General features: G+C 62.8%; 12 protein-coding genes. 7 read left to right on the top strand and 5 right to left on the bottom strand.

The window, feature by feature from the left end; all coding sequences use genetic code 11:
- Positions 1-260 precede the first annotated feature (260 nt).
- Together ACP5E6_RS00640 and ACP5E6_RS00635 are read left to right on the top strand one after the other, a co-directional pair.
- Positions 261-926 carry a cupin domain-containing protein gene (locus ACP5E6_RS00640; protein ID WP_427950265.1) on the top strand — a complete coding sequence of 222 codons (666 nt, stop codon included), beginning with the start codon at positions 261-263 and terminating at the stop codon, positions 924-926.
- Between the two features lie 246 nt (positions 927-1172).
- Positions 1173-2279, top strand: coding sequence for a flavin monoamine oxidase family protein (locus ACP5E6_RS00635; RefSeq protein ID WP_427950263.1), 1107 nt, complete (start codon positions 1173-1175; stop codon positions 2277-2279).
- Here the strand turns inward: ACP5E6_RS00635 and ACP5E6_RS00630 are convergent.
- From ACP5E6_RS00630 to aroA, 5 genes are all read right to left on the bottom strand, one after another.
- Positions 2233-2763: a hypothetical protein gene (locus ACP5E6_RS00630; RefSeq protein ID WP_427950261.1), complete on the bottom strand. Its 531-nt coding sequence runs from the start codon at positions 2761-2763 to the stop codon at positions 2233-2235. The two genes, ACP5E6_RS00635 and ACP5E6_RS00630, sit on opposite strands and share 47 nt — an antisense overlap.
- A complete protein-coding gene (locus ACP5E6_RS00625) occupies positions 2760-3587 on the bottom strand; it encodes an SPFH domain-containing protein (RefSeq protein WP_427950259.1) in 828 nt (275 codons plus the stop codon). The genes ACP5E6_RS00630 and ACP5E6_RS00625 overlap by 4 nt, the downstream gene beginning before the upstream one ends.
- Positions 3588-3871: 284 nt before the next feature.
- Positions 3872-5833: a DNA topoisomerase IV subunit B gene (parE, locus tag ACP5E6_RS00620; protein ID WP_427950256.1), complete on the bottom strand. Its 1962-nt coding sequence runs from the start codon at positions 5831-5833 to the stop codon at positions 3872-3874.
- 52 nt (positions 5834-5885) lie between these two features.
- Positions 5886-6521: a (d)CMP kinase gene (locus ACP5E6_RS00615; RefSeq protein WP_427950253.1), complete on the bottom strand. Its 636-nt coding sequence runs from the start codon at positions 6519-6521 to the stop codon at positions 5886-5888.
- A complete protein-coding gene (gene aroA / locus ACP5E6_RS00610) occupies positions 6518-7894 on the bottom strand; it encodes a 3-phosphoshikimate 1-carboxyvinyltransferase (protein ID WP_427950250.1) in 1377 nt (458 codons plus the stop codon). Before aroA ends, ACP5E6_RS00615 begins: the two co-directional genes overlap by 4 nt.
- 101 nt (positions 7895-7995) lie before the next feature.
- Between aroA and ACP5E6_RS00605 the strand changes: the two genes are divergently transcribed.
- The 5 genes from ACP5E6_RS00605 (at position 7996) to ACP5E6_RS00585 (ending at position 11645) form a co-directional block, all read left to right on the top strand.
- Positions 7996-8325: a TIGR02300 family protein gene (locus ACP5E6_RS00605; RefSeq protein ID WP_427950247.1), complete on the top strand. Its 330-nt coding sequence runs from the start codon at positions 7996-7998 to the stop codon at positions 8323-8325.
- Between the two features lie 113 nt (positions 8326-8438).
- Positions 8439-8630, top strand: coding sequence for a hypothetical protein (locus ACP5E6_RS00600; RefSeq protein ID WP_427950244.1), 192 nt, complete (start codon positions 8439-8441; stop codon positions 8628-8630).
- Positions 8631-8711: 81 nt separating this feature from the next.
- Positions 8712-9941 carry a CaiB/BaiF CoA transferase family protein gene (locus ACP5E6_RS00595; RefSeq protein ID WP_427950241.1) on the top strand — a complete coding sequence of 410 codons (1230 nt, stop codon included), beginning with the start codon at positions 8712-8714 and terminating at the stop codon, positions 9939-9941.
- 13 nt (positions 9942-9954) lie between these two features.
- Positions 9955-10797, top strand: coding sequence for an alpha/beta fold hydrolase (locus tag ACP5E6_RS00590; RefSeq protein ID WP_427950237.1), 843 nt, complete (start codon positions 9955-9957; stop codon positions 10795-10797).
- A gap of 35 nt (positions 10798-10832) precedes the next feature.
- Positions 10833-11645: a YihY/virulence factor BrkB family protein gene (locus ACP5E6_RS00585; protein ID WP_427950234.1), complete on the top strand. Its 813-nt coding sequence runs from the start codon at positions 10833-10835 to the stop codon at positions 11643-11645.
- Positions 11646-11651 lie beyond the last annotated feature (6 nt).

Raw genomic sequence — 11651 nt, 5'->3', positions numbered from 1 at the left:
GCGCCATCCGCCGGCACATCGTCGGTGTACTGTCCCTCACCCCGGAGCAGCCGTGAATCCTCGACCCGCTTGACCGGCTGCGCGACGCCAAATTTCACCATGTTCCAAACCCCGTTTGCTTGCCATTATTCCCGTGACGCCGCACGCTTACGCGCAGCGAGCCTGCTTGCAGGATATGACGCAGTCGCGAAAATACAATAGACAGACGACGGACCACACGCGGCTGCCGCGTCCCCAACGCTTTCGATCCAGGAGCCTCCATGCAAATCAACGCCGACTTGACCCAACCCGCCATCGTCGACTCCGCCGCTCTCGATTGGGTCGCCTCGCCGATCGCCGGCGTCGAACGCCGCATGCTGGAACGCGATGGTGGCGAAATCGCGCGCGCCACCTCGCTGGTCCGCTACGCGCCACATTCGGCCTTCAGCGCCCATCGCCACGACGCCGGCGAAGAGTTCCTGGTGCTCGATGGCGTCTTTTCCGACGAAACCGGTGATTTCCCCCGAGGCTACTACGTTCGCAACCCACCCGGCTCAAGCCACACGCCGGCCAGCGAACCAGGCGCCACTATTTTGGTCAAACTCCGCCAGATGCCGCCTGCCGAAACCCACTCCCTCCGCATCGACACCACCAAACCAACACTCTGGCACAGCAACACCGACGGCAGCAGCACCGCTCTCCTCTTCACCGCCCCCTGGGAACAAGTTGACCTGCTCCGCCTGCCCGCCCACTACACCGGCCCAGCCGAAACCTACACGAACGGGGCGGAATTCTTCATCATCGAAGGTAGCCTTATCATCAACGACACCCAACACCCCGCCGCCACCTGGCTCCGTTACCCCGCCGGTAGCACCATCACTCTCACCACCCGACGCGACACCCTCCTTTACCGTAAAACCGGCCACCTCATGGCCGAGGCGGGTTGAAGCCGATGGAGGGATCGGGGCAGGAGCAAGGCAAGCAGGACGAGGGGGTCTCTCTGCGGAGCCATTCCCTCGATAAAGTGTATCGATGGAAACTTCGGCTCCTCCGTCCCTGGATCCGATTTAAAACGGATCCTCTGGAATCCATGTCTTTTAGCGAAGTTACGCTTAGCGGGGAGCCAAGAGGGAAAATACCCTGGTTTTGCTCACTAACGCCTCGTGCCACCCGCTTGACCACCCCATCCGCCCATGCATGACGTGATCGTTGTCGGTGCCGGGTTAGCGGGGGTCGCGTTGGCGCGGGCATTGGATGAGGCTTGTGTCGATGTCGTGGTGTTGGAGTCGCGTGGGCGCGTGGGTGGGCGTATTTTCGGCCATTCAACGGATCACGGCCGTTACGACCTTGGTCCTGCGTGGATCTGGCCGGGCATGCAGCCGCTGGTCGGCGCTGCCGTTGCAGAGGCCGGCCTCGCGATTTACGAACAGGACGACCACGGCGGCTTTCTGTTCCAGGACCGCACCGGCGCTATTCAACGTCTGCCGCATGGCTTCGAGCAAGATCCACCGAGTATGCGGATTGCGGGCGGCATCAATGCGCTGCTCGAATTTCACACCCAGCAACTTCCATCGAGCCGAATCCGGCTGAACCACCGGGTCACCGGGCTTGCGGTCGGCTCCGCCGCCGTCACGCTCGACTGCGCGACACCCGATGGCACATGCACGCTCTCCGCCCGCCACGTCGCCCTGGCGCTGCCCCCACGCCTGATCGCCAGGCTCGATTTCAGCCCAGCCCTCCCCGAAGCCATCCGCCGGCGTTTCGCCGCTGTGCCGACCTGGATGGCCGGTCACGCCAAGGCGCTGGCAATCTATGATCGGCCGTTCTGGCGGGAGAATGGTCTATCCGGTGCCGCGATCAGCCATATCGGTCCCTTGGCGGAGCTGCACGATGCCAGCCTGCCGGGAGTGACGGCGGAGGCTGCACTGTTCGGTTTCTTTTCCTGGCCCGCCGCCATGCGCGCCGCACGCCAGGCCACTCTGCCGGCGTCGATCACCGCGCAACTCGCGGCCTTATTCGGTCCCCAGGGAGCGAAGCCACGGCAATTGATCGTTCACGACTGGGCGGATGAGGAATTGACAGCAACGCATGAAGACCGGGTCGGACCGGCTCAGCACCCGCATTACGAACCGATCACACTGCCCGAACCCTGGGCTGGGCTGGTGCTGGCGTCAGGCTCGGAAAGCGCGCCCGAATTTGGCGGCTATCTTGAAGGCGCTTTGGCGGCGGCAGCGGCGGCGGCAAGCCGTTTGCTCACACCCCGTTCACCGCATCCCGGCGAGCCGCCAACGCCGCGGTGATCACCGGTAGGCCTTCGCGTACCCGGATGGGGAATTGCGCATCCGCCGCGTCGCTGTCGGTGGCGGCCACCACCCAGTCGTGAAACGCCGCAACGGTCTCGACCAACGCGGCATCGCGCATGACCAGGTCCTGCAGCACCCGCGCCTCATTACGATGACGTTGCCAGACCCGATCCATCTCCGGCACCGCCGCATTTCGAATGCTGGTCTCGACCGCGCCGATCGCCTCGCCCGCACGGGTCAGGGACTGCACATGCGCGACCGCCGCGCGGTCCGGCAGCGGATGATCGCGCGTCGGCAATGGCAGATGCGCCCGCCGATAGGCGGCCTCCAGTCCGGATAAATGCCCGCGCGCCAGCCCGAGCAATTCCGAAAGCTTGGCTCGGATCAGCAGATCATCCGCCCGCAGCCGGTTTTCCGCGCGGTACCAATTATACCCCCAGCCGTTCAGCAGCAGGGTCGCGGTCTCGCCGGCTGACATCATTTGGCCGGTCGATCCCATTCGCCGACCGGGAACGTGCCCATGCCGCCGATATTGAACGGCGCGCCGATCGCCATGTTCGGTGCCGAAACCAAACCGCGCTCCGCCATCCGCAGCGCGGTATAATAGCGCACCGCCTCGATCGGCGTCAGCCCGAACGCGCGCAGCGAGATCAATTCGCGCATCCGCTCGTCCTTCGGCAGGATCAGAAGTTTCACATCGTTGAGTTTGATGCCGTAGATATCAAGGAAATCGCCGAGATGCTGCTTGAGCAGCTCCGCGATCTCACCGATATGCTCATTGACGTTTTCCAGCGGCGTGATCTGAACCACCTGGTTAACCGCCTGCTCCACCACGGGACCAGCATAATCGGTCACCTCCTGCGCATCGATGTAAAGGCCGGAAAACGGCATATGAGTCACTAGTTTCAGCGCATCGTCCTTGGTGTCGATATGGATGTAATAATCGACTTGGTAGACCAGCTCTGCCATTTCACGCGACGTCGCAATCCCCTTGGCACGCGCAACGATTTTCGCGCGATTGATGTAAATCGTCTCATATTGCCACGGACTGGCCCCGGAAAAGAACGCCTGGGTGATCGAGCCGAGCAGCGGCTTGTCCGGCGTGGTGATCGGATACTGCCCGGTCTCGTATACGTTCAGCACCGCGCCGCGCGATTTCAAGACCGCGAAATGATTGCTCTCCACCGTCAGCAGCGAACCGGAAACGATGCTCTCGTCAGGATATTTATAGGCCAGAATATTCGGCCCCATTGCGTCGGTGCCGTCGGGCTTGAGTGTGGTGATGACTTGACGGGTGATGGCCATATGAACGCTCCTGTTACCTCAGGATTGTTTGGCGGGATCAGCCCCCTGTCAAGCATCGCGGATTGACCGGGCGGCATCCCCGTTCACGACGTTTCGAGCACTGCGACGCGCAACATCCTTGGGCGAATGACGTTCAACTCGCCAAGTCACGTAATGAAGATCCGCAGGCGAAACCGACCCCCTAGAGTGATATGCGATTAAGTTGACGCGGCAGCGGCAACATAATCGCATGAAATCGCTCGAAAAAATATAATGCTAGAGCGTTATGCTGAAAGCATCACACTCTAGACATCCAACTCGCCAGCCCCTGCCGCCCGGTCCTGGATAAACCGAAACCGCAGTTCCGGCTTGCGGCCCATCAAACTCTCGACCATCTCCGCCGTCTCAGCGCGAGTCTCCGGCAGCGTCATCACCCGCAACAACACCCGCCGCTTCGGATCCATCGTGGTCTCCTTCAGCATCGCCGGCGGCATCTCGCCCAATCCCTTGAAACGGCTGATCTCAACCTTCGCGCTGCCCTTGAAGGCCGACCTGATCAATCGATCCCGCTCCGCATCATCCATTGCGTAAACCGATTTGCTGCCCTGGGTCAGCCGGAATAACGGCGGTTGCGCCAGAAACACATGTCCCGCGCGAATCAATTCCGGCAATTCCCGATAAAAGAACGTCATCAGCAGGGACGCGATATGCGCGCCGTCGACATCGGCATCGGTCATGATAATGATCCGGCCGTATCGCAGCTGATCCAGCCGGAACCGCTCGCCCACCCCGCACCCCAGTGCCTCGATCAGGTCCTTCAATTCCTGATTCTGTCGCAATTTCTCGGTCGAAGCGGAGGCCACGTTGAGAATCTTGCCGCGCAACGGCAACACCGCCTGGGTCTCCCGGTTGCGTGCCTGCTTGGCCGAGCCGCCGGCGGAATCGCCCTCGACAAGAAAAATCTCGGTATCCTCGCGCGATTCCCGTGTGCAGTCGGTCAGTTTCCCCGGCAGGCGCAACCGCCGCGTCGCCGATTTGCGGGGCGTATCCTTTGCCTCCCGCCGCCTGATCCGCTCCTCCGCCCGCTCGATCACGTACGACAGCAGATTATCCGCCGTCGTTGGATCACCTGCCAGAAAATGCTCGAACCGATCGCGTAGCGATGCCTCGGTGACTTTCTGCGCTTCGGGGGAGGTGAGCTTCTCCTTGGTCTGCCCCTGGAATTGGGGTTCGCGGATGAAAAGGGAGAGTTTCGCCGCCAGTGTGCCGGTCACGTCCTCGCCGGTGATCACCGCGACCCGCTTGTTGCCGCGCTGCTCGCCGAAGCCGCGCAGCCCCTTGAGCAAGGCGGCACGAAACCCCGCCTCATGCGTGCCCCCCTGCGGCGTCGGAATGGTGTTGCAATAAGTATCGAGCGAGGCCTCGCCATTGTCGAGCCAGGCGCAGGCCCACTCGATCCGGCCGGCGGCGTCGGGCAGATCTGCCAGCCCCGACCAGACCGGCATCACCAGTTTCGGCGATGGCCCCAACTCCTCCGCCAGCGAATCGGCGAGACCACCAGGAAAATGCAGCTCGGCCTGGGTTGGAACTTCCGAACCAGCCGGGATCAGACCAGCGTCGCACGACCAGCGGATGCGCACGCCGCGAAACAGATAGGCCTTCGAGCGGCACATCCGGTATAGTCGCGTGGCGTTGAGGCGCAGGGAGCCAAAAATCTCGGGGTCGGGCGTAAACCGGATCAACGTCCCCCGCCGATTCGCCGTCGCGCCGGCGTTGATCAGAGGCGTGAGCGGCTTGCCGCGTGAATACTCCTGCTTCCACAGCACCCGATCGCGCGCGACCTCGACCTCGAGCCGCTCCGCCAGCGCATTGACCACCGAACTGCCAACACCATGCAACCCGCCGGACGTGGCATAGGCCTTGCCGGAGAATTTCGCCCCCGAATGCAGCGTGGTCAGGATCACCTCCAACGCCGACTTATCCTTGAATTTGGGGTGAGGATCGACCGGATAACCCCGCCCGTTGTCACGCACGGTCAGCCAGTTCCCCGGTGCGAGACTCATTTCGATCATCGAGGCATGACCGGCGACGGCTTCGTCCATCGCATTGTCAAGCAGTTCGGCGGCAAGGTGATGCAGTGCCCCCTCATCGGTACCACCAATATACATGCCGGGCCGACGCCGCACCGGTTCAAGACCTTCCAGAACCTCGATATCCTTGGCTGTATAGGCGGCCGATGCGGCGGCTTGGTCGAACAGATCGGTCACTGCGGCTCCTGTTGCGGTTCTGTTCCCCGCTTACGTCAGGGAACGCCGAATGTCACCCTTTCGCTAACGCTTGGTTTACCCAATCGGCCGCCGCAGCAAAGGCGCGATTGGCATCCATGCAGCTGGTGTCAAGAATATGTGCATCGTCCGCGGGACGCAGCGGTGCTGCCTTGCGCGTCCGGTCAGCATCGTCGCGCGCTGCCAGATCGTCGCGCACCGCCGACAGCGTGGTCGCGACGTGCTGAGCCTGCCGTTCCGCGAATCGGCGTGCGGCCCTCACATCGAGCGTTGCGGTAATGAACAATTTCACGTCGGCTTCAGGAAAAACGATCGTGCCGATGTCGCGCCCATCGAGAACGGCGCCGGCGTGCAGCGCAAACGCGCGCTGGAAATCGAGCAGTGCGGCCCGCACACCCGGGATCGAGGCAACCGCACTCGCCGCCAGATCGACTTCGGGTGTGCGCAGATCGCCCCGCTCGAGATCGAGCCGGCCAAGACCGCGCGCATGGCGGGTAGCCGTGATGGCATCCGCGGGGTCCCCGCCGTGGTCGAGCACGCGGCGGGCAACCACCCGATAGAGCAGCCCGGTATCAAGATACGGCAGGTTGAACGCGGCCGCGAGGCGGCGTGCGAGGGTGCCTTTGCCTGACGCGGCGGGTCCGTCGATCGCGATGACGATCCGTTTCATGCATCCTCCTCCATCGGCTCGATCACCGCCCCCAAACCGCGCATCAGATCGACGAAACCGGGAAAACTCGTGTCGATGAAGCCGGCATCATCGATCGCGACCGGTGCATCAGCCGCCAGCCCCATCACCAGCGCGCTCATCGCGAGCCGATGATCCATATGCGTGATCACCCGGCCGCCGCCAAGCCGGTTAGCGCCACCGGCGATGATCATGTCATCGCCCTCGACCTCGACGGTCGCGCCGTTGACCCGAAGCATGGCAAGAGTCGCCGCGAGACGGTCACTTTCCTTGACCCGAAGTTCACCCAGGCCACGCAGCCGCGACGGACCACGCGCGAGGGCGCATGCCACGGCGAGGATCGGGTATTCATCGATCATCGACGGCGCGCGCTCGGCCGGCACGTCGCTGCCTTGAAGCGAGGAGGCGCTGACGACGAGATCGCCCACCGGTTCACCGCCAGCCTCGCGCCGATTGGTGATGACGATGTCCGCGCCCATTTCAATCAATGTGGCAACAAGGCCGGTGCGCAGCGGGTTGAGGCCGACGCCTTCAATCACAATGCGTGAACCGGGCACCAGCAGAGCCGCGACGATCGGAAAGGCGGCGGAAGAGGGATCGCCCGGGACCACGATATCCGCCGCCATCAACTCCGGCTGGCCGTGCAGGCGGACCAGTTTGCCGTGACCGTGCGGGATCACGCTGACCGCGGCGCCGAAATGGCGGAGCATGTTTTCCGAATGATCGCGCGTGGGTTCGGGTTCCTCGATTTCAGTGATGCCGCGCGCGTTCAGCCCGGCCAGCAACAGAGCCGATTTCACCTGCGCCGAGGCGACCGGCAGACGATAGCTGAGCGGCAGCGCATCAGCGGCACCGGTGACCGCCAGCGGCAGCCGCCCCCCCGCGCGAGCGGCGAACACCGCGCCGCACGCCGCAAGCGGGTCGATCACCCGGCGCATCGGGCGGCGACGCAGCGATGCGTCGCCGGTCATCACCGCAAAAATATCATGACTCGCCAGGATCCCGCACAACAAGCGCGCGGCGGTGCCGGAGTTGCCCATATCGAGCACATCCTCGGGGCTGTGCAACCCGCCGATACCGGCCCCGATCACCCGCCAGATGCCTGGCGCGTCGCATAACACGTGAGCACCGAGCGCCCGCATCGCAACGGCGGTGCGCAGCACGTCCTCGCCCTCGAGCAGACCCGTTATCCTGGTTTCGCCGATCGCGAGGCCAGCGAACATCAGCGCACGGTGCGAGATCGACTTATCACCCGGCACGGCGATACGGCCGCGCAGCGGCGCGATGGCGCGACGGGCGCGCAATGACGCGCCGGGACGGGGGAATTGACGGCCGTGTGGCGTTTCGAGGTTCATGGCGCGGCGCTTAGCATGATGCGCGGTGTTTGACATAGCGGGCGATGGGTGGCATGGCGCGCGCCCTGAAGCGACCGTTTCCCATTATGCACGAGGGCCTCATGCCGAAGCCGGAACTTGGCGACAAACACACCTGCGTCTCCTGCGGCGCAAGATTCTTCGATCTCGGAAAATCGCCCGCCGTGTGTCCGAAATGCGGCACCGAGCAGCCGATCGAGCAACCAAAGCTCAAGCGCAACGCGCCGATTCCCGAAGATGTAAAAAAATCACCAAAGACCGTGTTGGTGCCAGGGGATGATGTCGAGGTCGATGCCGTCGATGACGGTGCCGATGAGGATATTTTGGAAGACGCCGACGATCTGGAGGATGACGCCGATGCGATCGAAACCGACATCGAAGTCGAGCGTGATGCGGACGAACATGAGAGATGATCACGCCGTTAAATTATTTTGAGTCGAATCGGGTTTTATTAACCGAAATCTAACTTCCGCGTGGTCATCTGGGTTCAGCCAAAACGGCTGGTCTGTCAAAGGAAAATCCCACGATGTCCGATTATGTCACGGCGAAAACCGCCGCCCCGCACGAACCGATCGTCAGTCCCTTGATCCTGACTGACCGGCTCATCTCCCTCGCTCAGGATGCTGAACGCGCCGGTTTGCCCGTGATGGCAAACCGTCTCGTTCGCCTAGCCCTGCGGGCCTGTGTGCCGGCAACGCCGCACAGCCTGAACAGGTAAATCCAACTAAACTCCGGTGCATATTTTGACCTGAGACGAGACGGTCCGCTAAGCCGGCATCTTCATTGCCGAAGGTCGTTCATGTCAAAAACCAAATATGCTGAATTGCCCCCGCCGTCGGGGCCGCTCGCCGGACTGACCGTCTTTGATCTGACCCGGGTTCTCGCCGGACCGACCTGCGTGCAGATGCTGGGCGATTTGGGCGCTTCGATCATCAAGATCGAAAAACCGGGCAGCGGAGACGATACCCGGAGCTTCTCACCCCCGACGATGCCGGGAACCGGGCAGAGCGCCTATTTTGCTGGAGCCAATCGTAATAAACGGTCGGTGACACTCGATATCGCGACCGCGGCGGGGCAGACCATCGCTCGCGCCCTGATCGCAAAATCCGATATCCTGGTCGAGAACTTCAAAGTTGGCGCCCTCACCCGCTATGGACTCGGCTACGAGCAGCTTGCGCCAGCTCATCCGGCTCTGATCTATTGTTCGATCACCGGGTTTGGCCAAACCGGCCCCTACGCCGCACGACCTGGTTATGACAGCCTGGTGCAGGCGATGGGTGGCATCATGTCTCTCACCGGCGACCCCGACGGCCCTCCGATGAAAGTGGGTGTCCCAGTGGCTGATCTGTTCGCCGGCCTGTACGGTGCCATCGGCGTGCTGGCCGCGCTGCGCCACCGCGAAGCGACCGGGCGCGGCCAGCACATCGATATTGGCATGCTCGACACTCACGTCGCCTGGCTGGCCAATCAGGGAATGAACTATCTGGCGACCGGCGAGATCCCGCCCCGGCTGGGTAATCAGCACCCGAACATCGTACCTTATCAGGTCTTTGCCACTGCCGACGGCCATATCGTGCTCTCGATCGGCAACGACGCCAGCTTCGCCCGGTTTTGCCGACGTTTCGGCCTCGATCACCTGACCAATGATCCGCGTTTCGCCACCAATGCCGCCCGTGTCGCCAACCGCGCCCTGATCACCGACACGCTGTCCGCAATCCTGGTCACCCAACCCTCCGCCTGGTGGCTCGCCGCCCTCGAGGCGATCAAAATCGGCTGCGGCCCGATCAACACGCTCGATCAGGTTTTCAGTGACCCGCATGTCATCGCGCGGGGCAATCTGATCGAAATGACCAACCAGGGCGGTACGCCGGTCACGCTGATCGCAAATCCCGTCCGTTTATCGGCAACCCCGGTGGATTATCGGCTGGCGCCCCCCATGTTAGGCGAACATACCGATGAGGTGCTGAGCGACATGCTGGGTCTTGATGCCTCCGAACGCGCGGCGTTGCGCCGTGACAACGTGATCTGAGCCGACAGCGCCGATGGCACGCCAGGGCTTCATCCCCTACCTGCTGGGCGCGGATTTCCACCGTCTCGCTTTCGTTGAATTCGGCAATCCCGCCGCGCCGGCGGTGTTGTGCGTGCATGGCCTGACCCGAAATGGTCGTGATTTTGATCCCTTGGCCGAGTCGCTGTCCGAACGATACCACGTGATCTGCCCCGATCTGCCGGGTCGCGGCCGGTCCGACTGGCTGAGCGACTCGAGCCTCTATCAACCACCATCCTATGTCGTGGCGCTCGCGCATTTGCTCGCATACCTGAACAAGCCGGTCGCCTGGGTCGGCACCTCGCTCGGCGGCATCTGTGGCATGATGATCGCCGCAGCCCCACACACGCCGATCACCCGCCTCGTGCTGAACGACATCGGTCCTCTGATCCCGGCCGCCGCCCTCGTGCGCATCCGCGATTATATGATCAAGGCACCGGCAACTTTCGCCACTCTCGCCGACCTCGAAGCCCATTTGCGCCTCATCCATGCGCCGTTCGGTCCCTTGTCCGACGCACAATGGGCACATCTCGCCCGCTCGTCCGCCCGGCCGGTCGCGGGTGGCGCTCTGGCGCTGCACTATGATCCGGCAATCGCCGATCCGATCCGGGCCTCGATTCCGATGGACGCCGACCTCAGCGCGATCTGGCAGCAGATCAGGGTACCCATCCTGGCAATTCGCGGGGCCGATAGCGATCTGCTCACCGAGGCGACGCTTGCGCGGATGGTCGATGAGGGCGCCGGTAGCCTCACCGTCGCAGGATGCGGTCATGCGCCGGCCCTGATGGACACGCCCACCATCGCGGCGATCCGGACATTTCTCGACGGCGGCGCATGATATTGCGTCGCCGCGCCGCTCTGTGGTGGGTCAGCTTGAAATCTGCCATCTGGGCCTTGTTGAGCGGCGAGATGTCGCTGGTGGCCGCAGGATGCGCGTTCTACGCCACGCTCGCATTGTTCCCCGCGATAACAACGCTGATTTCACTCTACGGGCTTGCGTTCAACCCGATCACGGTCGAGCCGCAATTGCAGTATCTGCACCATTTGATGCCGCCAGCGGCGTTCCAGCTGATCGGCGGGCGGATTCAGCAACTGGTTTCGGGCGGCAAGACGAATCTGGGGATCGGATTGGCGATTTCGCTGCTGTTCACGCTGTACTCAACGGCGTCGGGCACGAAATCGCTGATCTATGCACTCAACGTGATCCACAAGCGCCAGGAAACCCGCGGCATCATCCGATTCCAGCTGGTCACGCTGGGCATGACGCTGGTCGCCATTATCGGCGCCGTCATCGCGATCGGCGTGCTGGTGGGATTGCCACTCCTGTTCACATTCGTCGGACTGGGGAAAGATTCCGCCGTGCTGGCGCTGGTCATCGGCTTCGTCCTGATGGTCGGGTTCATGGGTGTCGCCCTCGGGCTGCTGTATCGTTACGGTCCCTCGTTCCGGCGCGACCTTGGTCATACCGTGATCCCCGGCGTGTCGGTGGCGATCTTGTTCTGGTTGATCCTGTCCTACGGCTTTGCCGTCTATGTGGGCCGGTTCGCCGCCTACAGCCGCACCTACGGGCCGCTTGCCACCATCATCGGTTTGATGATGTGGTTCTACCTGACCGCCTACACGCTGCTGCTCGGGGCGCTGTTCAATGCCGAACTCGACCGTACGGTTGTGGCAAAAACGCCATAGACGAAA

The organism is Acidiphilium sp., assembly GCF_049977125.1.
GTDB lineage: Bacteria > Pseudomonadota > Alphaproteobacteria > Acetobacterales > Acetobacteraceae > Acidiphilium.
The sequence above is the reverse complement of the archived record's forward strand: the minus strand, read 5'-3'. Positions and strand labels throughout refer to the sequence as shown.

Bases quoted from the DNA above. Each gene is read 5' to 3' on its own strand.
- ACP5E6_RS00640 (WP_427950265.1), top strand. From the start codon at position 261: ATGCAAATCAACGCCGACTTGACCCAACCCGCCATCGTCGACTCCGCC.
- ACP5E6_RS00635 (WP_427950263.1), top strand. From the start codon at position 1,173: ATGCATGACGTGATCGTTGTCGGTGCCGGGTTAGCGGGGGTCGCGTTG.
- ACP5E6_RS00630 (WP_427950261.1), bottom strand. From the start codon at position 2,763: ATGATGTCAGCCGGCGAGACCGCGACCCTGCTGCTGAACGGCTGGGGG.
- ACP5E6_RS00625 (WP_427950259.1), bottom strand. From the start codon at position 3,587: ATGGCCATCACCCGTCAAGTCATCACCACACTCAAGCCCGACGGCACC.
- ACP5E6_RS00615 (WP_427950253.1), bottom strand. From the start codon at position 6,521: ATGAAACGGATCGTCATCGCGATCGACGGACCCGCCGCGTCAGGCAAA.
- aroA (WP_427950250.1), bottom strand. From the start codon at position 7,894: ATGAACCTCGAAACGCCACACGGCCGTCAATTCCCCCGTCCCGGCGCG.
- ACP5E6_RS00605 (WP_427950247.1), top strand. From the start codon at position 7,996: ATGCCGAAGCCGGAACTTGGCGACAAACACACCTGCGTCTCCTGCGGC.
- ACP5E6_RS00600 (WP_427950244.1), top strand. From the start codon at position 8,439: ATGTCCGATTATGTCACGGCGAAAACCGCCGCCCCGCACGAACCGATC.
- ACP5E6_RS00595 (WP_427950241.1), top strand. From the start codon at position 8,712: ATGTCAAAAACCAAATATGCTGAATTGCCCCCGCCGTCGGGGCCGCTC.
- ACP5E6_RS00590 (WP_427950237.1), top strand. From the start codon at position 9,955: ATGGCACGCCAGGGCTTCATCCCCTACCTGCTGGGCGCGGATTTCCAC.